Origin of the sequence: Psychromarinibacter sp. S121 (assembly GCF_049801035.1) — a bacterium.
Classification (GTDB): domain Bacteria; phylum Pseudomonadota; class Alphaproteobacteria; order Rhodobacterales; family Rhodobacteraceae; genus Psychromarinibacter.
Genome location: NZ_JBNAGE010000001.1, coordinates 678,092 through 698,118 on the forward strand (window position 1 = coordinate 678,092; position 20,027 = coordinate 698,118).

Genomic DNA, 20,027 nt, shown 5'->3' on the forward strand with positions numbered 1-20,027 from the left:
CCCCGGGGCGGTTCTTCCTTACCAACACCCGCGGGGGGCGGCGCGGGGGGGGGGGGCCCCCCCCCCCCCTCCCCCCCCTTACAAGGCGCCCCTGTGGTGCGACGGGGGCAGAGCCCCCATCGCCCTCTTCCAAGGCGCACCTGCGGTGCGACGGGGGCAGTTCCCCCATCACCCCCTTCCGCGTGGTATGTATCGCCAAGGGAGGACCGATATGCCCACCGCACCCAGGCCCATCACCCGCCGCTTCGGCGATGACGGACAGATCCCGAACAACCCCGACCTTCCGGTGGTGATCCTGCAAGGCGCGCTTGATCCGGCGTTGTCTCCGGACGCGATCCACCACATCCAGCGCGGGAACGGCTGGACCGGCAACTGGGTCTGGACCGTGTTCGATTATCACCACTGGCACCCCGACGCGCACGAGGCGCTGTCGGTCGCCTCGGGTCACGCGGACCTGATGCTGGGCGGACCGCAGGGCGAGCTGTTCCGGGTCGAGGCGGGGGACACGCTGATCCTGCCCGCGGGCACCGGGCACTGCCGGCTGTCGTCCAGCGGCGATTTCGCCGTGTGCGGCTGCTATCCGCAGGGGCAGGGGCGCTATTCGACCTGCCGCGCGGGCGAGGGGCGGGACCGGGTGGCAGAGATCGCAAGGGTGCCGCTGCCAGACACCGATCCCCTGTCCGGGCCGGACGGCCCGCTGATCAGGGCGTGGCGCGGCTCAGCCGAAGACCGAGGATAGCGCCAGGAATACCACTGCCGACATGGCGGCGGCGGCGGGCACGGTGATCACCCAGGCGGCGACGATGGTCAGGAAATGCGACCGGCGCACCAGCTTCCGCCTGCGGCGCTCTTCGCGCGCGACACGGATCTCTTCCGGGCTTCGCCGACCGGGGCGGCGGCGCTCCATGTACCATTCGCGGTAGAACCCGACGCCGAACACCGCGCCCACGGCGATGTGGGTGGACGAGACCGGCAGCCCAAGCCAGCTGGCAAGGATCACCGTCACCGCCGCCGACAGCGCGACGCAATAGGCGCGCATCGGGTTCAGCTTGGTGATCTGGCTGCCCACCACGCGGATCAGCCGCGGGCCGAACAGCAGCAGGCCGAAAGAGATGCCGAACGCGCCGATCACCATGACCCAGTGCGGGATCGCAACCAGCGCGTCGTTGCTGCCGAACGATCCGACATGGACGATGGCGGCCAGCGGACCCACCGCGTTTGCCACGTCGTTCGCCCCGTGCGCGAAGGACAAAAGCGCCGCCGAGAACACCAGCGGCACCGCGAACAACGCCTTCAGCGACTTGTTGCGGTTCTCCATCCCCTGCGACTGGCGCCGCACCATCGGGATACTCGCCAGCCACGCCAGCAGACCCAGCGGCAGCCCGATCAGCAGCGAAGTCTCTAGGCTCACCGACACCACGCGGCGCAGGCCCTTCAGCGCGAGATAGGTGGCGAAGGTCCCGGCCATCACGCCGATCAGCACCGGCACCCAGACCCGCGCGGCGGCGATCTTGTCGTCCTGATAGATCACCCGCGCCTTGATGAAGGCCAGCATCGCCGCGGCGATCACGCCGCCAAGGAAGGGGGAAATCACCCAACTGGCCGCGATGGCGGACATCGTCTGCCAGTTCACCGCGCCGAACCCGGCGGCGGCGATGCCCGCGCCCAGCACGCCTCCGACCACCGCATGCGTGGTCGAGACCGGCGCGCCCAGCCAGGTGGCAAGGTTGACCCAAAGCGCCGACGACAGCAGCGCGGCCATCATCGCCCAGACGAAGACGTGGGTGTCCGCCATGCTGGACGGCGCCACGATGTCGGTCGAGATGGTCGAGACCACGTCGCCGCCGGCCAGCAGCGCGCCCGCGCTTTCGCAGACGGCGGCGATCACGATGGCGCCGGTCATCGACAGCGCCCGTGCGCCCACCGCCGGGCCCATGTTGTTCGCGACGTCGTTGGCGCCGATGTTCAGCGCCATGTAGGCGCCCAGCACGGCGGCGGCGACCACGGTCAACTGCGCCGGGCCGGTCCCGATCACCAGCGCCGCGACGAACCCGGCCACCAGCACGAACGCCAGCGCAACGCCCACCCCGACAAGGGGGCGCGAAATATGCTGCGCCGCATATTCAAGCTGGCCGATCCGCCCGAGATCCTTGTCGAGCGTATGCCAGTCACTGGAGGGTTTGTTCTGACTCATCCGGAAGGGTGCCTGTATCGGGGCGCCCGATTAGGACTGCCGGACGGAAAGTTCAAGGTCGGGCGCCTAGACGAACCGCTTGCGGAACGTCTTCAGCACCGTGACGATTCCGGGGTCGCCGGCGCGGGCGATGGCCTCGTCCAGCGAGGTCCAGATCACGCGGCGGCGGTCGGCTTCGGGGAAATCCTCGGACAGCCGCGTCACCTCGGCGGCGTAGACGTGGATCACGCAGGGGACGTCCAGGCCGGTGTCCAGCCGCTTGGCGGTCTCGTAGCTGCCGACGGGTTCCCGCTCGACCTGCGCGTCGCGCACGCCGGCCTCTTCCCACGCTTCCTGCATCGCCGTCTCGGCCCCGTCCATGCCGTCGATGGGCCAGCCCTTGGGCAGCAGCCAGCGCCCGCGCGAGCTTTGCACCAGCAGCACCGACACGCCGTCCGGGCCGCGCCGATAGCACAGCGCGCCGAACTGGACGTCGATCGGACGTCGAAGGGTGGGCGCAATCACGTTGCGCCACGTTTTGCGGGCGAATTCCATCATGCTCGTACCTGCCGGACTTTCTTTTTTGTATATATGTGTGAGATACATTTTTCAACGGCAGGACGCAAGCGACGCTACGAAATGGCTTATTGGACCGCTGCAACCTCTTGATCTTTGGGCGAGTTGCCAGTCATTTGATTAACTATAGGTTAAAATATGGCTGTTCCTAAGTGGTTCACTCGTTATATCTCACGGCAAATTTGAGAGCGACCGCGTCTTCGCCGCGTCGGCGAGGGTTCACGGTCTCAGGAAAGGAACTTGATGCCCAGCGACAGGGAACTTCCGGTTACGGTGCGCCTTCCGGCGCCAATACTTGAGGCTTTGACACAGTACACCCGGGACCACCCGGATGCCGGCCTGAGCCGCCCCCAGGCGGTGCGCGCCGCACTTGTCGAATTCTTCCGCGACAAGGGTTATCTGACCGACTGACCCCCGCGCACCACGCGCCCCGATCCCCGCGCTGCGCGCGCCTGCCAGGCAAGACCTGCCCGCCCCACCGGCGCTAGTCTCCCAGCTTTTTGTGAACCTCGTCGAGGTCGATCTCGCCCACCGGCATCTTGTTCGACGGGTCCTCGAAGTCGTACTTGAACACCTCGAAATCGCGTTTGTAGATCTCGTAGACAAGGTGCATCGACAGGTCGTCGAAGTAATCCTCGACCGGGTGCGCGCGCTTCGGTCCGTGGCCTTCGGATTCGTTGAAGCGGGGAATGGTCTTCAGGTCGACGGGATGCGCCACCTCGACCGCGTCGAGCACCGATTGCATCCCTTCGTTGAACTTCTCGGTGAAGAAGATGTTGTCGTAGGTGCCGCCGTTCACGATGAAGGTCGAGACGTGGCCCGACATCGCGGACCAGTGGATGTCCGGGTCCATCGGGCGACGCCAGCGGATGGTGTCGCGGGCGAACAGCAGGAACCGCCGGAAGCTCTTGATCTGGTCGAACTCCTGCTTGCCGTCGTCGCCGCCGACCTCGATCCCGTATTTCTGCACCAACAGCGGCACGAGGTTGCCGCGATAGCGGCGGCCGTTGCGCTGGATGCCGCAGATCTTGTCGAAAAAGGACGACAGGATCCGGGTATAGGGGTTCCGCACGCAGGTGAACGAATAGCTTGCGTGGTTCAGCACGTTCGCCTCGATCTTCTGCTGGCTGCCGTCCTGCGCCCACTTGTGCAGTCCTTCGGTCGAGTCATGAATGTCGCCGTCGAAGAACCGACCGTGGTCCGAGTAAAACATGATCTGCCCGATGGTCGAGCAGGCACATTTGGGTACGACCCGATAGACCATGCTTTCGCTTTCGGTCATCCAGGTCCCTGGAAACCCCATATTTTCCGCCTCCTGCTGCCGGGTGGATCGTCCCCTGCCCACCCTGGCCATATCGCGTTAGAAAAGAGCAAACCCGGGCTGTCTTTTCAATGGGTCTTCACGATATGAAGGCTAGCAACAGGCGGGCAGCAGGCAGACCGTTTCCAAAATGGCAAAAATCGCGTTCATCCTTCTGTGTCACAAGGACCCCGAGTCGGTGATCGCACAGGCGGAGCGGCTGACCGCACGCGGCGACTATATCTCGATTCACTTCGACGGCCGCGCTTCGCAGCAGCATTTCGACACGATTCACGCGGCGCTGAAGGACAATCCGTCGGTCGTATTCGCCAAACGGCGCGTCAAATGCGGCTGGGGCGAATGGAGCCTTGTCGAGGCGACGCTGCAGGCCGTGATGGCGGCGGTCGAGAAATTCCCCCGCGCCACGCATTTCTACATGCTGTCGGGCGACTGCATGTCGATCAAGTCGGCGGCCTACGCCCACGCCTTCCTCGATGCCGAGGACGTGGATTACATCGAAAGCTTCGACTTCTTCGAAAGCGACTGGATCAAGACCGGGATGAAGGGGGACCGGCTGCATTACCGGCACTGGTTCAACGAGCGGAAGAACAAGCTTCTGTTCTATGCCAGCCACAAGGTTCAGAAGAAGCTGCGCCTGTCCCGGCAGGTGCCGGGCGACATGCAAATCATGATCGGCTCGCAATGGTGGTGCCTCCGGCGGCGCACCATCGAATGGATCCTCGATTTCGTGAAGACCCGCCCCGACGTGGTGCGGTTCTTCCGCACGACATGGATTCCGGACGAGACGTTCTTCCAGACCCTTGTGCCGCACCTCGTCCCCGAGACCGAGATCCGGCGGCGCACGCTGACCTTCCTGATGTTCACCGACTACGGGATGCCGGTGACCTTCTACAACGACCACTACGACCTGTTGCTGTCGCAGGACTATCTGTTCGCGCGCAAGATCAGCCCCGGCGCGCTGGAACTGAAGGACCGGCTGGGCCAGCTTTACGCCAACGACGAGGCGACGTTCCAGATCTCGAACGAGGGGCGCAGCCTGTTCAGCTTCGTCGTCGGGCGGGGCCGGGTGGGGCGGCGGTTCAGCCCGCGCTTCTGGGAGACCGAGTCGACGCTGGGCCGCGAGCGGGAGCTGATGATCGTGGTGTGCAAGAAGTGGCACGTCGCAAAGCGCATCCTCGACCGCATCCGCATCGTCACCGGCATTCCCTGCGTCGAGTATCTGTTCAACGAGGACAGCTGCCCGTTGCCCGACCTTGGTGGCATCCAGTCGACGGTGGAAAAGCGCACGCGGCACCGGCGGTCGCTGATGCGGATGCTGTTCGACTATCACGACAGCGACCGGCTGGTGATGTGCCTTGACCCCGGCGCCATCGACCTGATGCGGGATTTCTACTCGGACCGCTCCGGCACCAAGATGCTGGAGGTCCAGTGCGACTTTTCGGACGAATACCTTGTGGGCCATGCCAAGCGCGTGGGCCTTGCCGGGGATCGCACGCCGCCCGACACGCTGGAGGCGCTTTTGCCGACGATCCGGGCGGATTTCGTCTATGAAAGCGACCAGATCCGCGACGCCGGGTTCGAGCATGTCTACCGTCTGCGCGAAAGCGGCTCGCCGGACGACAACCTCCTTGCCCTTGCGCGGTTCCTCGATATCCCCGAGAACAGGGCGCGCGAGATCGCGGAAACCGGCTATCTCTTCGTGGATTGAGGGACCTATGGGCTACCAGTACGACGACCAGAACATCTTTGCGAAGATCCTGCGGGGCGAGATCCCGAACAACACCGTGATGGAAACCGAGCATTGCCTTGCGTTTCACGACATCGCGCCGCAAGCCCCGACGCATGTGCTGGTGATCCCGAAGGGGCCTTACGTGACCTTCGACCACTTCGCGCAAGAGGCGTCGGATGCCGAGATTGTCGACTATGTCCGCACCGTCGGAAAGATCTGCGCCGACCTCGGGGTCGAGGCGGATGGCTGGCGGCTGATTTCCAACGCCGGGAAGGACGGGGTGCAGGAAGTGCCGCACCTGCACGTCCATATCCTCGCGGGCCGCGTGCTGGGGCGGATGCTGGAAAAGGCATAAGCCCGTCCGCCAGTGCCGCGTGGGGGATGGGGTGGAACCCCATCCTACGGGCCGCGGCGTGTCGGCAGGAGAGAACTGCATCGCAAGTTGTTGATCGCTTTGGCGGAGACGCGTTAGCTATTACCCAATTGGGGACAGGCGCGTGGGGGCGCCGCTGGGGGGCTGCTGATGGAATACGTCAACGCGCGCGAGGAAATCGTCGACAACTTTTACCGGGTGAGGCGGGCGCTTGGCGTTCTTGGCTTCCTGCTGCCCCTGATGCTTCTGGTCATCGGGATCGCCTTCGACGGGGCCGAGCCGTCGATCAGCGATTATTACCACACGCTGAGCCGAGATGTGTTCGTCGGAATCCTGACCGCGATCGGGGTCTTCCTGATCTGCTACACCGGATTTCGCCGCGACGATGACGAGCGGTTCTCGGACGACCTCGTCACCACGCTGGCGGGCGTCGCCGCCCTTGCGGCGGCCTTCATCCCGAACCGGGGCACGCTGAACACCTCGCTGGAGCCGCAGGCGCTAAGCCAGCACCTGTTCGGCGTCTTCATCTGCGATATGGCCCACCACCTTGCGGCGCTGATCTTCCTGCTCAGCATGGCCTACCTATGCTATTTCAAGTTCGCCCGCACCGCCAAGCCGGGGCGGCGGGCGATCTATGTCGCCTGCGCTTGGCTGATCCTCGCGGCCACGGTGGCGACCATCGTCGCGGCCACGTTCCGCAAGATCGGCACGCCGGCGCAGTCCGCCTTCGTCATCGAACATCAACTGGTGTTCTGGTTCGAGGCGGTGGGAGTCTGGGCGTTTTCGCTGAGTTGGCTGGTCAAGGGCCGCACCGACAGGGCGATCATCCGCAAGGCGCGCGCGGTCGAGGCGGCGGGCCGGTAGCGGGCCGTTGCAGCGGCTTCGCCACGCGTTTGACCGCGCGGCAGCCCGCGACGGATCAACCAATCCTGCGTGAACGCGCTTGCCCAAGCGCCCGCAATCGCTAGTATCCCGGCGACGGACCCGCCAGATGAACGAGCTAGTGCCATGACCATCGAAGCGCCTGAAACGGAAATCGTCCATACCACCCGCGTCGCCTGCGACGGCGGCGAGGGCGCGCTGGGCCATCCCCGCGTGTGGCTGATGATCTCGCCGGACAAGGGCTGGGTCGAATGCGGCTATTGCGACAAGCGCTATGTCCTTGCGGACGATGCGAAGGACGCGCACTAGGCCGCGGTCCGTGGCCACGGTCTGTCGTTGGATCGTGGCGCTGCGAACTTCCCTAACCGAGCCCGCCGCCCTGAGTGGCGAAATGCCCCGCGCGCGGCGGGGCATTCCTGTGTCTTCCGCGCCCGGTCATCCGGTGCGGTTGTCGGTTTGGGCGCGCACCGAACGGCGGCCCGTGTCCGAGATCCGGTAAGGGCCGGAGTTGCGCGACTCGATCAGCCGCTTGCGCTTCAGTTTCCTGACGATGTCCAGCGTGCAATCCGCCAGAACCGAGCCATCATGCGTGAAGCAGTCGACTTCGGTCAGGCGACCGTTGGAGGCGCGTTCGTAGCGGATCAAACCGCCCTGAGCCAGCACGTGCAGCACGCGCTGTTCGATCTTCGAGATGTTCATTTTTTGGCCTGTGCGTGAACCATGCAGAGACGGGGCGCCGGCGACCTGCGGCCGCGCCCCCGTGTCCTTGATCCCTCCGGCGCCGCCGGCAGAGATCAGTGGTTCGTGACAAGCTCCAACATCTACAATTCCTCGCAAGGATGTGAGGGTCACGTAAGGGCCCGCTGTCCCCTGCGTCAAGAGGAGGCAACGGCGTGTGACGCCGCGGCGCGAACACTGTGTCGGCAGGATCGTTACTTCGCATATACCAAGACGGGGTATAGGCTTGACCCATGACCCGAGTCCCTGACACCGCGGGCCGCCCGATGGCCGATGACTGCCCGGTCTACTCGCGCCCCGAACTGATCAGCGATGCGGTGGTGCATATCGCGGCGCTGGTGCTGGCGATGGGCGCTGTTCCGGTGCTGATCACCCTGACCGCCGTCTGGCACGGGGCGGCGCCGGGGGTGGTGGGCGTGTCGCTGTACGGCGCCACGCTGATCGTCATGCTGGGCGCGTCGCTTGCGTACAACCATATCCCGCGCCCCGACCTGAAACGCCTGCTGCTGAAGCTGGACCAATCGGCGATCTACATGAAGATCGCGGGCACCTACACGCCGTTCTCGCTGATGGCGGGGGCCGGGCGGGGGCTGCTGGCGACGATCTGGGCGGTGGCGGTGGTGGCCTCGGTCTGCAACTTCGTGCTGCCGCGGCGGCCGGCTTTGCTGGGCATCGGCATCTGCCTTGCGATGGGCTGGGCGGTGGTGGTCGGCGGGCAGGACCTGATCGCGGAACTGCCGTGGTCGATCATCGTGCTGATGGTGGTGGGCGGCGTCCTGTACTCGCTGGGCACCTTCTTCCTCATGTGGGAGCGGCTGCGCTTTCACAACACGATCTGGCACGTTTTCGTCGTGGCCGCCTCGGTCGTGTTTTTCGTCGCGGTCTTCATGCACTCGGCGCATAGCGCTGTCTGAGGCTGGCGCGTCGCGCCCCGATTGACGCCGCCGGGGCGGCGCAGCAATGTGCGCCCCATGGACGAAAGATTCACCGGAAGCTTCACCCAGCAGGAACCGATCCCCGAAGAGGGCATCGCCGCCGCAGTCGAGGTCATGCGCCACGGACGGCTGCACCGCTACAACCTTGCCGGCGACGAGAAGGGCGAGGCGGCGCTGCTGGAACAGGACTTCGCGACGTTCACCGGCGCGAGCTACTGTCTTGCGGTCACCTCGGGGGGCTATGCCATGGCCTGCGCGCTGCGGGCGGTGGGCGTGAAGCCGGGCGACAAGGTCCTGTCCAACGCCTTCACGCTGGCCCCAGTCCCGGGCGCCATCGCCAATGTCGGCGCGGTGCCCGTCTTCGTGGAAGTGACAGAAGGGCTGGTGCTGGACCTCGACGACCTGCAGGCGAAGATCGCCGACAGCGGCGCGCGGTTCCTGCTGCTGAGCCACATGCGGGGGCATATCTGCGACATGGATGCGCTGATGGCGATCTGCGATGGCGCGGGCGTCACCGTGGTCGAGGACTGCGCTCACACCATGGGCGCGGCGTGGGACGGCGTGCCGTCGGGCCGCCACGGCAAGGCGGCCTGTTACTCGACCCAGACCTACAAGCACATGAACTCGGGCGAAGGTGGCTTCCTGATCACCGACGACGCCGACGTGATGGCCCGCGCGGTCATGCTGTCGGGGTCCTACATGCTGTATGGGCGCCACCTTGCCGCGCCGGGGCCCGAGGCCTTTGCCGAGGCGCGTTACGAGACGCCCAATATGTCGGGCCGGATGGACAACCTGCGCGCCGCGATCCTGCGGTCGCAGCTGCCGCGCCTTGCCGACCAGTGCGCGCGCTGGAACGAACGCTACCGGGCGATCGAGGACGGCCTGCGCGGCACGACCGGGCTGACGGTGATCGAGCGTCCCGCGAAAGAGACGCCGGTGGGCTCGTCGATCCAGTTCCTGCTGGAGGACTGGGCCGCCGCCGACGTGCAGGCGGTGGTGAAGCGCTGCGCCGCGCGGGGGGTGGAACTGAAATGGTTCGGCGCGGCGGAACCGGTCGCCTTCACCTCGCGCTACGACAGCTGGCGCTATGCCGAAACGCCGGATCTGCCGCGCACCGACCGTGTTTTGGCGGGTTTGATGGACATGCGGATTCCGTTGACGTTTTCAACCGAAGATTGTGCGCTGATCGCCCGTATAATAAGGCAGGAAGTCACCCGCCAGCATCAGGCGGCTGCAGCCGCCAGCTAACCGGGACTGGCAAGATTTTGCCGAGTTTCCCATGGGTTAACTGAACTCTCTCGAAACCTTTTCCGCGGCCCCCGTGTTGAGGGGGCAGCCGGGCGGACAAGACGTTCGCCCCCTGAGGCCCGATCCGAGACACTCGCAAGACGGGCAGCAGTGAAGTGAAAAACGAAGGAGAAGACTGATGTTCAGCAAGGCCATTCTCGGCGTTTCCGCCACCGCGATGCTGATTGCCACCGGCGCCTCGGCGCAGACCATGGCGACCGCCGCCACCGATCTGAACCTGCGCGCGGGCCCCGGCCCCAACTACGCGATCAACAACGTGATCGACGCCGAAGCCGATGTCACCGTTCTGGGCTGCCTCGAACAGAGCAACTGGTGCGAGGTCGACTACAACGGTGAACAGGGCTGGGCCTATGGCGACTACCTTGCCACGCAACTGGAAGGCGAATACGTCGCGGTTTACCCGAACATGGAAGCCACCGAGACGAAGGTCGTGACCTACGACGAAACCGCGCATGAAGAAGGCGCGCTGGCGCTGGGTTCGATGGGCGCGGCGGTTGGCGCCCTGGCCATCGGCGGCCCCGCCGCCATCGTCGGCGGTGCGATCATCGGCGCTGCGACCGGCGTGACGCTGTCGCCGGAAGAAAAGACCGTGACCTACATCCAGCAGAACCCGGTCGAGCCGGTGTTCGTGAACGGTGAAGTCGTGAAAGGCGCGACCGTGCCGGTCGAAGTCACCGCCTACCAGGTGCCGGATGCGGAGTACGAGTACATCAACCTGAACGGCCGTTACGTGCTGGTGCAGCCGGACAGCCGCGAGATCGTGTACATCGCCGACTTCTAAGGCAGCGATCCGCAGGAACGACGGGAAGGTCCGGGCATGTGCCCGGGCCTTTTCGCTTGTTCCGGGTGTTGGCGGGGGATCTGCCCCGTCGCACCAAAGGTGCGCCTATCGCATGTCGCACCAAAGGTGCGCCAATCACACGTCGCACCAAAGGTGCGCCAATCATACGTGCGATGGGGGCTCCGCCCCCGTCGCTGCGCGACTCCCCCGAGGTATTTGGAAAGAGAAGAAGCACGGCGCCGTCGTGACGTTGCCGGCGCGGTGTGTCTGGGTGGTGGACAGCCGCTGCGCCGCGTGGTGCAGTGCGGGCGAGACAGGCTTCGGGGAGGAATGGCCATGTTCGACGGATCGATGCGCTTCGACCTTGGCGAGGAAGTGAACGCGCTGCGCGAGATGGTTCATCGCTGGGCGCAGGAGCGGGTGAAGCCGATCGCCGCGAAGGTGGATGCGGACAACGCCTTTCCTGCCGAGTTGTGGCGCGAGATGGGCGAACTGGGCCTGTTGGGCATCACGGTGGAAGAGGAATTCGGCGGCTCGGGGATGGGGTACCTTGCCCATGTGATCGCGGTCGAGGAGATCGCCCGCGCCTCGGCCTCGGTGTCGCTGTCCTACGGCGCGCATTCCAACCTGTGCGTGAACCAGATCCGTCTGAACGGGACGCAGGCGCAGAAGGAGGCCTGTCTGCCCGGGCTCGTGTCAGGCGAGAAGGTGGGCGCGCTGGCGATGTCCGAGGCGGGCGCCGGGTCGGACGTGGTATCGATGAAGCTGCGCGCCGAGAAGCGCAACGATCATTACCGGCTGAACGGCACGAAATACTGGATCACCAACGGGCCGGATGCCGATCTGCTGGTCGTCTATGCCAAGACCGATCCCGAGGCGGGGTCGAAGGGGATCACCGCCTTCCTGATCGAGAAGGGGATGGCCGGGTTCTCGACCAGCCCGCATTTCGACAAGCTGGGCATGCGCGGGTCGAACACCGCCGAACTAGTGTTCGAGGACTGCGAGGTGCCCTTCGAGAACGTGCTGGGCGAGGAGGGCCGCGGGGTCCGGGTGCTGATGTCCGGGCTGGATTACGAGCGTGTGGTCCTGTCGGGGATCGGCACCGGCATCATGGCGGCCTGTCTGGACGAGGTGATGCCCTACATGCGCGAGCGCAAGCAATTTGGCCAGCCGATCGGGAACTTCCAGCTGATGCAGGGGAAGATCGCCGACATGTACACCGCGATGAACTCGGCCCGGGCCTATGTCTACGAGGTGGCGAAGGCCTGCGACCGGGGCGAGGTGACGCGTCAGGACGCGGCGGCCTGCGTGCTGTATGCCTCGGAAGAGTCGATGAAGCAGGCGCATCAGGCGGTGCAGGCGATGGGTGGCGCGGGGTTCCTGAACGACAGCCCGGTGGCGCGGATCTTCCGGGACGCCAAGCTGATGGAGATCGGCGCCGGGACCAGTGAAATCCGCCGCATGTTGATCGGACGCGAGTTGATGGCCATCTGAAGGGCAGCAACATGGAGGTGTCGATGACGAGAGTGCTGATCGTGGCGGCGGGGATCGCCGGGTGCGTCGCATCCGGGGCGGCGGCGCAGGAGATCGTGTTCGACACCGCGCAGACCGAGGTCTGTCTTGCGGCGGCGGAGGACCCTGCCGGGCGCGAGGCCTGCATCGGCGCTTCTGCCAAGGCCTGCATGGAGGCGACGTCCGATGGATGGACCACCGTAGGCACCGCCACCTGTCTGAGCTACGAGCGCGATTACTGGGACGCCCGCCTGAACGCCGCCTACGGCGCGCTGATGGAGAGCGAGAACGCGACCGATGCGGAGATGCGCGAGCTTGGCGCGTCCGAGCCCAGCCGCGCCGATGCGCTGCGCGAGATGCAGCGGGCGTGGATCCCTTTCCGCGATGCGCGCTGCATGTACGAGCGCAGCCAGTGGGGCTCGGGGACGGGCGGCGGGCCGGCTTTCGTCAGTTGCGCGATGCAGGTGACGGGGCAGCAGGCGCTGTTTCTCGAGGCGATGGAGAACCGGATGTGAGCGGCGCGCGGAGGGTGACGGCATGACGGATCAGAAGAAACCGCCGGCAGGTCCCGAAGGTGTGCCGGAGGCCGTGTTGAAGGCGATCCGCGATCAGCGCGATTTCGAGAAGCGCCGCGCGACCCGGCTGGGGCGCGGGGCAGAGCGCCTGACGGCGCCGGTCAGCGGGGTGATCGGGCGGATGATCCCCTCTGGCGTCGTGCGGCAGGCCTTGCGGCAGGCCGATCGCGCGGCGGGGCTGACGCTGCCGCGCGAACTGACGCGGCACGACACGGACGACATCCTTGCCTGCGACCGCGCGGCGCTGCGGGTGCAGTCCTGGGCGCAGGGCAGCAACGCCGCGACCGGCGGGGTCGCGGGCTGGTTCGGCGCGGCCGGGCTGGCGGTGGACGTGCCCGCTACGGTGGCCTTGTCGGCGCGCTGCGTGCGGGCGACCGGTGCCGCCTATGGCTTCCACGGCGATGACGAGGGCGAGCGGGCGTTCCGGCTGATGGTGCTGGAGGTCGCGACCTCGATGGCCAGCGACAACCGCGAGCAGGCGGTGGACGGGCTGAACGCCCTGGCGCGCGAACTGTCGTCGCCCGAGGCGAAGATCCTGCTGGAGAAGGGCGGGAAATGGGTGACCGACAAGCTGGTCGAGCGTATCGCCCGGCAGCTTGGCCTGTCGCTGGCGGCACGCAAGGCGGGGCAGATCGTGCCCATCGTCGGCGGCGTGGTGGCGGCGACGGTCAACGCGTCGTTTCAGGCCGACGTGGCGCGGGCGGCGCGCTATGCCTACCGCCAGCGCTGGCTGATGGCGCGCCGGATGCTGCCCCCGCCGGAACCGGCCCCGGCCTGATGTCCGGGTAGTGCGGTGGGGTGGGGGTGATCTACCCCCGCGCGTATCCCGCCTTGCGCTTGCGCCTCGGGAGGTAGAGGCTGCCCGACGAGAGCGATCCGTGGGGGGACAGGATGAGCGGCGGCAAGGGGCCTTCGGGTTCGGGAAGCAAGAACTGGGAACACAGCCGGTACAAGGACTGGCGGCCCAATTACCGCGAGACGCCCGCGCCATCCTCGGGCGGAGGCGGTGGCGGACGGGACAGGCGGCCACCGCGGCGGCGGTCGATCACCGGGCGGGTGCTGCGCTTCGTCATCGCCATCGCGGTGATCGTCGGTCTGGCGGGGCCGGGCGCGGATTTCGCCAACGGTCTGGCCAAGGCGCCCGACGGCGGCTGCGCGGTGCGCGTCGTGGTGGACGGGGGGCGGCTGACCACACATTGCCCGGACGGCGCCGACCTGCCGATGACGGTCGCGGGCTATGACGCGCCCTCGCTGACCGGGCCGGGATGCTGGGCCGAGTTCAAGTCGGCCTTCGTCGCGGGTCTCGAATTGCGCAAGTTGCTGTTTGCCGCGGACGTGGTGCAGTTGCAGGGGCCGGGCGTCGTCGCGCCGCAGGCGGATGTGGCGCCCGCGCCGGAGCCTGACGGCGAGGACGTGCCAGAAGCCGAGGCCGCGACCGGCGAGACGGACCCGGAGGCGACCGAAACCGCCGAGGACACGCCGCCCGCTCCGGCAGCGTCGGCGGTGCCTGCCGGACGGGTCCGGGTTCTGGTGGACGGCGCGGACGTGGCGCCTGCGATGCTGGAGGCCGGGATCGTGCGTCCGGTCGGAAGCGGAGGATGGTGCCAGTGATCTCGACCCGGCTGACCGAACGTTTCGACATCGAGGTGCCCATCGTCCTTGCGCCGATGGCGAAGGTTTCGGGCGGCAGGCTGGCGGCGGCGGTGACCGGGGCCGGCGGGCTTGGGCTGATCGGCGGGTCCTACTGTGACGCGGACTGGATCGAAGACCAGTTCGCGAAGGCGGGGAACGCGCGGGTGGGCTGCGGCTTTATCACGTGGTCGCTGGCAGAGGCGCTGAAGGTGACGCCGGACCTGCTGGACCGGGTGCTGGACCGGCGACCGGCGGCCGTGTTCCTGAGCTTCGGAGATCCGATGCCCTTCGCGGGCAGGATCCATGCCGCCGGGGTGCCGCTGATCGTGCAGGTTCAGACGCTGCGCGACGCGAAACGCGCGGCCGAGGCCGGGGCGGACGTGATCGTCGCCCAGGGGGCCGAGGCGGGCGGCCATGGCGAGAAGCGGGCGACGATGACGCTGGTGCCCGAGATCGCCGACTGGCTTGCGCAGAACGCGCCGGGCATCCTGCTGCTTGCCGCCGGAGGGATCGCCGACGGGCGCGGTCTGGCCGCCGCGCTGATGCTGGGTGCCGAGGGTGTGGTCGTGGGCTCGCGCCTGTGGGCCACGCGCGAGGCGCTTGTGCATCCCGAGATGCTGAAAGCCGCCGTCGGCGCGACCGGCGATGAAACGATCCGCACCACCGTGATGGATGTGGCGCGGCGGCTGGACTGGCCCGACCGCTATAGCTGCCGGGTGCTGAAGAACCCGTTCACCGAACGCTGGCACGACGATCGCGAGGGCCTGATCGCCGCCGCCGACACCATCGCACCTCAGTGGACCGCCGCTTGGGAGGCCGGAGACGTCACCGTCGCCAATACCTTCGTGGGCGAGGCCACCGGCCTGATCGACGAGGTGCGCCCCGCCGCGACCGTTGTCGGAGCCATGGTCGACGAGGCCGAGGCGCTGTTGGGCGGCGGGTGGCGGCGCGGCTGACGGGTCCCTGGCCCTTGTCCCTGGCGCGATCCGCCACAGTCTTGTCGGGGGCCGGCCCTTAGCGGGCCGCCCTGAATGATCCCGAAGGAGAGCACGGATGATCCGGCTGCACCACTGTCACCAGACCCGCTCGATGCGGAGCCTTTGGCTGCTGAACGAACTGGGCGTGGATTTCGAACTGGTGGTCTACCCGTTCGACCGCACCCTGCGCTCGCCCGAGTACCGCACCCTGAACCCCGCCGGGCGCGTTCCGGCGCTGGAGATCGACGGCGACGTGATGTTTGAAAGCGGCGCCATCGCAGAATACCTGTGCGAGCGCTTCCCGGACGCGGGGCTTGGCCGCCCGCCGGGCGCGCTGGACCGCGCCGAATTCCTGACATGGCTGCACTTTGCCGAGACGGTCAGCCAGCACACCGCCGCGCTGACCCAGCAGCATGTCGCGCTGTACGACGACTCGATGCGGTCGCCGGTGGTGATGAAGCTGGAAAAGATGCGTCTTGAGAAATGCTATGAGGCGATCGAGGGCCGGCTGTCGACGCCGGTCGAGAACCGCGACCACCTGCTGACCGGCGGGTTCTCGGCTGCCGACATCGGGGTAGGGCAGGCAGTCTACATGGGCCGCCATTTCGCCCGCACCGACGCCTACCCCGAATTGACCCGCTGGTATCAGCGGATCACCGAACGCCCGGCCTTTCAGGCGGCGCTGCCGCCCGACGGGGTCACGCTGCTGTATGACCGCGAATTCTACGAGCCGTGGGAGGCCTAGCGGCACCGGTCGCGGGGAGGTCGGCCCCTGGCCGGGAAGATCGGCACATGCGGCGCTTAAGCCCTTGGAAACCCCCGGCGGCGCAGGCTAGGGAGGGATGAACAGAATCCCCGTGTCTCACGCGAGGGTTAACCGGCTGTCGGTTGACCCTTCGGGGGGGCGGGTTTATGGCTGTGCTGCAAGTGCACTTGCCCGCCATGTGAAGGAGCCAGTACGTGCAATCTCTCGCTACCGAGTACCTTCCGATCCTCCTTTTCATCGCCGTGGCCGTCGGGCTGGGGCTGATCCTGATCCTTGCCGCCGCGTTGCTGGCGGTGCGGAACCCGGACCCGGAAAAGGTGTCGGCCTACGAATGCGGCTTCAACGCCTTCGACGACGCGCGGATGAAGTTCGACGTGCGGTTCTACCTCGTCTCGATCCTGTTCATCATCTTCGACCTCGAAGTGGCGTTCCTGTTCCCGTGGGCGGTCTCGTTCAACGGGATGTCCGACACCGCGTTCTGGTCGATGATGGTCTTCCTTGGCGTGCTGACGGTGGGCTTCGCTTACGAGTGGAAGAAAGGAGCCCTGGAATGGGAGTGAGCACCGCGCTGAACGACGCCGGCGGCGACCGCGAGGTTGCGACGCAGGCGCTGAACCGCGAGCTGCAGGACAAGGGCTTTCTGCTGACCTCGACCGAGGATATCATCAACTGGGCGCGCACCGGCTCGCTGCACTGGATGACCTTCGGCCTTGCCTGCTGCGCCGTCGAAATGATGCAGACGTCGATGCCGCGCTACGACATCGAACGCTTCGGCATCGCGCCCCGCGCTTCGCCACGTCAGTCGGACCTGATGATCGTCGCGGGCACGCTGACCAACAAGATGGCGCCGGCGCTGCGCAAGGTTTACGACCAGATGCCCGAGCCGCGCTATGTGATCTCCATGGGCTCCTGCGCGAACGGCGGGGGCTATTATCACTACAGTTACTCGGTGGTGCGCGGCTGCGACCGGATCGTGCCGGTGGACGTCTACGTGCCCGGCTGCCCGCCGACGGCCGAGGCGCTGCTGTACGGCCTGATGGCGCTGCAGCGCAAGATCCGCCGCACCGGGACCATCGCGAGGTAAGCCATGTCGGAAGCGTTGAAGGAACTGGGCCAGCATATCGAGCTGAAACGCCCCGATTGCGTGCTGGGCTGGAACGTCGCCTTCGGTGAGCTGAATGTCGAGGTCTCGCTGTCCTCGGTCGTCAGCTTCGTCGAGTTCCTGAAGACAGACCAGACCTGCCGGTTCTCGACGCTGGTCGACCTGACCGCCGTCGACTACCCCGAGCGGGAGGCGCGGTTCGATCTCGTCTATCACTTCCTGTCGATGTACCAGAACCAGCGCATCCGCATCAAAGCGGCGGTGCGCGAGGACGAAAAGGCCGCCTCGATCGTCGAGGTGTTCCCGGCCGCCAACTGGTTCGAGCGCGAAGTGTTCGACATGTATGGCATCCTGTTCACCGGGCACCCGGACCTGCGGCGCATCCTGACCGACTACGGCTTCCGCGGGCACCCGCTGCGCAAGGATTTCCCGACCACCGGCTATGTCGAGGTCCGCTATGACGAGGCCGAGAAACGCGTGGTCTACGAGCCGGTGAAGCTGGTGCAGGAATACCGGCAGTTCGATTTCATGTCCCCGTGGGAAGGCGCCCATTACATCCTTCCGGGTGACGAGAAGGAGGCCGCAAAATGATGGACGGCACCGTTCCCCACAAGTACGACGACGGCTCTGTCGACACCCTTACGGGCGAGCAGAAGATCCGCAACTTCAACATCAACTTCGGCCCGCAACACCCTGCGGCGCACGGCGTTCTTCGCATGGTGCTGGAACTGGACGGCGAGATCGTCGAACGTGCCGACCCGCATATCGGCCTGCTTCACCGCGGCACTGAAAAGCTGATGGAAAGCCGCACCTACCTGCAGAACCTGCCGTATCTCGACCGCCTCGACTACGTGGCGCCGATGAACCAGGAACATGCGTGGTGCCTTGCCATCGAGAAGCTGACCGGCACCGTTGTGCCGCGCCGCGCCAGCCTGATCCGGGTGCTGTTCTCTGAAATCGGGCGTATCCTGAACCACCTGCTGAACGTCACCACGCAGGCGATGGATGTCGGCGCGCTGACGCCGCCGCTGTGGGGCTTCACCGCCCGCGAAGAGCTGATGGTGTTCTACGAACGGGCCTGCGGCGCGCGCCTTCACGCCGCATATTTCCGGCCCGGCGGCGTGCATCAGGATCTGCCCGAGCAACTGCTGGCGGATATCGACGCATGGTGCGATCCGTTCCTGAAGCTGCTGGACGACATCGACGGGCTGCTGACCGAGAACCGGATCTTCAAGCAGCGCAACGCCGACATCGGCATCATCTCGGAACAGGACATTCTGGACTGGGGCTATTCGGGCGTGATGGTCCGCGGCTCTGGACTTGCGTGGGACCTGCGCCGCAGCCAGCCCTACGAATGCTACGACGAGTTCGAGTTCGGCATTCCCGTGGGCAAGAACGGCGACTGCTACGACCGGTATCTCGTGCGGATGCAGGAGATGCGCGAAAGCGTCAAGATCGTGAAGCAGGCGATCGAAAAGCTGTCCGCGCCGGACGGGCAGGGCGACGTGCTGGCGCGTGGCAAGCTGACCCCGCCGAAGCGGGGCGAGATGAAGCGCTCGATGGAAGCGCTGATCCACCACTTCAAACTTTACACCGAGGGTTTCCACGTCCCCCCGGGCGAGGCTTATGCCGCTGTCGAAGCGCCCAAGGGCGAGTTCGGCGTCTACATCGTGTCGGACGGCACCAACAAACCCTACCGCGCCAAGCTGCGCGCGCCGGGATATCTGCACCTGCAGTCGATGGATTACGTGGCCAGCGGCCACCAGCTGGCCGACGTGGCGGCGATCATCGGGACGATGGATATCGTGTTCGGCGAGGTCGACCGCTGATGTCGGTGATGCTTCTGGTGATTGTGCTGGGGGTGCTGCCGAACAGCTTTCACGCGCCGGTTGCGGCCGCTGCCGTGATGTCCAGCCCCGCCCCCTTCCCGGGCGCGGCGCCAGTCGGGCTGATCGGCACGCTGGCCGGAGACGCGGCATGAAGCGGGCGGGCGCAGGCATCCTGCTGGCCGCGCTGCTGGCCGGGCAGGTGGCGGTTGCGGCCGACGACGCCCGGATCGAGGCGCTGCGGACCGAAATCTCGGAAATGTCCGACGACCGGATCGAGTCTCTGTTCACCGATCTGTTCCGCTCGAACGGCTGCGCGTTGAGCATGGTCGAGGAAGAGGCGACGGATCGCCGGATCATGTCCCATTTCGGCGCAGCGCTCGGCCTGTCGGTGGACGAGGCCGAAGTCGTTCACGACCAGCTTCAGGACCGCATCCAGAAAGTCTCGATCTCCATGGTCGAGGGCGGCGTGATCGAGCCTGACATGCAGGCCGGCGTCGTCCGGCTGAAGGACTGCACACCGGACATTGCGGGTCATACCGTGCCCGGCGCCGGCGTGGTGACCGACGCGCAACTGGCCGCGCTCGTGCGCACCCATTTCGAAGGCGCGGGCTGCGCCATGGATTTCTCGGACCAGATGGCCGCGCAAAGCGCGATCCTCGTCTCGGTGCTGGAGGGGCTGGGCGTCGCTGACGAAGCCGCCGCCCGCGCACCGGTCGACGTGGCGCTGGCCGGGGTGTTCGAGTCGCTGGTGCAATCCGGCGAACTCACTGTGGACGAGGCCGACATGACGGTCAGCCTCGCGGACTGCAACGGATAAG

Annotated in this window: 25 protein-coding genes; 21 read left to right on the forward strand and 4 right to left on the reverse strand. The window is 66.4% G+C overall.

The annotated features are described in order from the left end of the window. Nucleotides 1-211: 211 nt before the first annotated feature. The gene (locus ACP156_RS03345) at nucleotides 212-739 is read left to right on the forward strand and encodes a cupin domain-containing protein (RefSeq protein ID WP_425049871.1); all 528 of its coding nucleotides are present in this window, start codon (nucleotides 212-214) and stop codon (nucleotides 737-739) included. Here the strand turns inward: ACP156_RS03345 and ACP156_RS03350 are convergent. Further along, on the reverse strand, nucleotides 719-2,194 hold the full coding sequence (locus ACP156_RS03350; protein WP_425049872.1) for an inorganic phosphate transporter: 1,476 nt from the start codon (nucleotides 2,192-2,194) through the stop codon (nucleotides 719-721). The two genes, ACP156_RS03345 and ACP156_RS03350, sit on opposite strands and share 21 nt — an antisense overlap. A 66-nt stretch (nucleotides 2,195-2,260) precedes the next feature. Further along, entirely contained in the window at nucleotides 2,261-2,731 is a 471-nt protein-coding gene (locus tag ACP156_RS03355) for an NUDIX hydrolase (protein ID WP_425049873.1), read from the reverse strand. Nucleotides 2,732-2,992: 261 nt separating this feature from the next. Between ACP156_RS03355 and ACP156_RS03360 the strand changes: the two genes are divergently transcribed. Next, nucleotides 2,993-3,160 carry a hypothetical protein gene (locus ACP156_RS03360; protein WP_425049874.1) on the forward strand — a complete coding sequence of 56 codons (168 nt, stop codon included), beginning with the start codon at nucleotides 2,993-2,995 and terminating at the stop codon, nucleotides 3,158-3,160. Between the two features lie 73 nt (nucleotides 3,161-3,233). On the opposite strand, the gene ACP156_RS03365 is transcribed toward ACP156_RS03360, so the two are convergent. Continuing rightward, nucleotides 3,234-4,052 (reverse strand): sulfotransferase family protein, encoded by an 819-nt coding sequence (locus ACP156_RS03365; protein WP_425049875.1) that lies wholly within the window; start codon nucleotides 4,050-4,052, stop codon nucleotides 3,234-3,236. Nucleotides 4,053-4,200: 148 nt separating this feature from the next. Here ACP156_RS03365 and ACP156_RS03370 point away from each other — a divergent pair, with 148 nt between their 5' ends. From ACP156_RS03370 to ACP156_RS03385, 4 genes are all read left to right on the forward strand, one after another. After that, complete coding sequence (locus ACP156_RS03370; protein ID WP_425049876.1) at nucleotides 4,201-5,778, forward strand: DUF5928 domain-containing protein; 1,578 nt, start codon at nucleotides 4,201-4,203, stop codon at nucleotides 5,776-5,778. A 7-nt stretch (nucleotides 5,779-5,785) separates the two neighbouring features. Next, nucleotides 5,786-6,154, forward strand: a complete 369-nt coding sequence (locus tag ACP156_RS03375; protein WP_425049877.1) for a histidine triad nucleotide-binding protein — start codon at nucleotides 5,786-5,788, stop codon at nucleotides 6,152-6,154. A gap of 168 nt (nucleotides 6,155-6,322) precedes the next feature. Beyond that, the gene (locus ACP156_RS03380) at nucleotides 6,323-7,036 is read left to right on the forward strand and encodes a hypothetical protein (protein ID WP_425049878.1); all 714 of its coding nucleotides are present in this window, start codon (nucleotides 6,323-6,325) and stop codon (nucleotides 7,034-7,036) included. A 144-nt stretch (nucleotides 7,037-7,180) separates the two neighbouring features. Beyond that, the gene (locus ACP156_RS03385; RefSeq protein ID WP_425049879.1) at nucleotides 7,181-7,363 is read left to right on the forward strand and encodes a zinc-finger domain-containing protein; all 183 of its coding nucleotides are present in this window, start codon (nucleotides 7,181-7,183) and stop codon (nucleotides 7,361-7,363) included. A gap of 126 nt (nucleotides 7,364-7,489) precedes the next feature. Here ACP156_RS03385 and ACP156_RS03390 read toward each other — a convergent pair whose 3' ends face one another. Further along, entirely contained in the window at nucleotides 7,490-7,753 is a 264-nt protein-coding gene (locus tag ACP156_RS03390) for a YjhX family toxin (protein WP_425049880.1), read from the reverse strand. 272 nt (nucleotides 7,754-8,025) lie between these two features. Between ACP156_RS03390 and trhA the strand changes: the two genes are divergently transcribed. The 15 genes from trhA to ACP156_RS03465 all read left to right on the forward strand — a co-directional run bounded on the left by trhA (nucleotide 8,026) and on the right by ACP156_RS03465 (nucleotide 20,026). Beyond that, on the forward strand, nucleotides 8,026-8,706 hold the full coding sequence (gene trhA / locus ACP156_RS03395) for a PAQR family membrane homeostasis protein TrhA (RefSeq protein WP_425049881.1): 681 nt from the start codon (nucleotides 8,026-8,028) through the stop codon (nucleotides 8,704-8,706). A 57-nt stretch (nucleotides 8,707-8,763) separates the two neighbouring features. Continuing rightward, complete coding sequence (locus ACP156_RS03400) at nucleotides 8,764-9,975, forward strand: DegT/DnrJ/EryC1/StrS family aminotransferase (protein WP_425049882.1); 1,212 nt, start codon at nucleotides 8,764-8,766, stop codon at nucleotides 9,973-9,975. Nucleotides 9,976-10,153: 178 nt separating this feature from the next. Then, nucleotides 10,154-10,816: a DUF1236 domain-containing protein gene (locus ACP156_RS03405; RefSeq protein WP_425049883.1), complete on the forward strand. Its 663-nt coding sequence runs from the start codon at nucleotides 10,154-10,156 to the stop codon at nucleotides 10,814-10,816. Between the two features lie 336 nt (nucleotides 10,817-11,152). Next, nucleotides 11,153-12,310 (forward strand): isovaleryl-CoA dehydrogenase, encoded by a 1,158-nt coding sequence (locus ACP156_RS03410; protein WP_425049884.1) that lies wholly within the window; start codon nucleotides 11,153-11,155, stop codon nucleotides 12,308-12,310. Nucleotides 12,311-12,333: 23 nt separating this feature from the next. Next, complete coding sequence (locus ACP156_RS03415) at nucleotides 12,334-12,843, forward strand: lysozyme inhibitor LprI family protein (RefSeq protein WP_425049885.1); 510 nt, start codon at nucleotides 12,334-12,336, stop codon at nucleotides 12,841-12,843. 22 nt (nucleotides 12,844-12,865) lie between these two features. Continuing rightward, nucleotides 12,866-13,681, forward strand: coding sequence for an EcsC family protein (locus ACP156_RS03420; protein ID WP_425049886.1), 816 nt, complete (start codon nucleotides 12,866-12,868; stop codon nucleotides 13,679-13,681). Nucleotides 13,682-13,794: 113 nt separating this feature from the next. Then, nucleotides 13,795-14,514: a hypothetical protein gene (locus tag ACP156_RS03425; protein WP_425049887.1), complete on the forward strand. Its 720-nt coding sequence runs from the start codon at nucleotides 13,795-13,797 to the stop codon at nucleotides 14,512-14,514. Continuing rightward, nucleotides 14,502-15,491, forward strand: coding sequence for an NAD(P)H-dependent flavin oxidoreductase (locus ACP156_RS03430; protein ID WP_425049888.1), 990 nt, complete (start codon nucleotides 14,502-14,504; stop codon nucleotides 15,489-15,491). Before ACP156_RS03425 ends, ACP156_RS03430 begins: the two co-directional genes overlap by 13 nt. 97 nt (nucleotides 15,492-15,588) lie before the next feature. Next, nucleotides 15,589-16,257: a glutathione S-transferase family protein gene (locus ACP156_RS03435; protein ID WP_425049889.1), complete on the forward strand. Its 669-nt coding sequence runs from the start codon at nucleotides 15,589-15,591 to the stop codon at nucleotides 16,255-16,257. Between the two features lie 215 nt (nucleotides 16,258-16,472). Continuing rightward, complete coding sequence (locus ACP156_RS03440) at nucleotides 16,473-16,838, forward strand: NADH-quinone oxidoreductase subunit A (protein WP_425049890.1); 366 nt, start codon at nucleotides 16,473-16,475, stop codon at nucleotides 16,836-16,838. Then, nucleotides 16,829-17,362, forward strand: a complete 534-nt coding sequence (locus tag ACP156_RS03445) for a NuoB/complex I 20 kDa subunit family protein (protein ID WP_425049891.1) — start codon at nucleotides 16,829-16,831, stop codon at nucleotides 17,360-17,362. Before ACP156_RS03440 ends, ACP156_RS03445 begins: the two co-directional genes overlap by 10 nt. 3 nt (nucleotides 17,363-17,365) lie before the next feature. Then, on the forward strand, nucleotides 17,366-17,971 hold the full coding sequence (locus tag ACP156_RS03450; RefSeq protein WP_425049892.1) for an NADH-quinone oxidoreductase subunit C: 606 nt from the start codon (nucleotides 17,366-17,368) through the stop codon (nucleotides 17,969-17,971). Continuing rightward, nucleotides 17,968-19,209, forward strand: coding sequence for an NADH-quinone oxidoreductase subunit D (locus ACP156_RS03455; RefSeq protein WP_425049893.1), 1,242 nt, complete (start codon nucleotides 17,968-17,970; stop codon nucleotides 19,207-19,209). The genes ACP156_RS03450 and ACP156_RS03455 overlap by 4 nt, the downstream gene beginning before the upstream one ends. Nucleotides 19,210-19,217: 8 nt before the next feature. After that, nucleotides 19,218-19,361: a hypothetical protein gene (locus tag ACP156_RS03460; RefSeq protein ID WP_425049894.1), complete on the forward strand. Its 144-nt coding sequence runs from the start codon at nucleotides 19,218-19,220 to the stop codon at nucleotides 19,359-19,361. Then, nucleotides 19,358-20,026 carry a hypothetical protein gene (locus ACP156_RS03465; protein ID WP_425049895.1) on the forward strand — a complete coding sequence of 223 codons (669 nt, stop codon included), beginning with the start codon at nucleotides 19,358-19,360 and terminating at the stop codon, nucleotides 20,024-20,026. The genes ACP156_RS03460 and ACP156_RS03465 overlap by 4 nt, the downstream gene beginning before the upstream one ends. The last annotated feature ends 1 nt before the right edge of the window (nucleotide 20,027 follow it).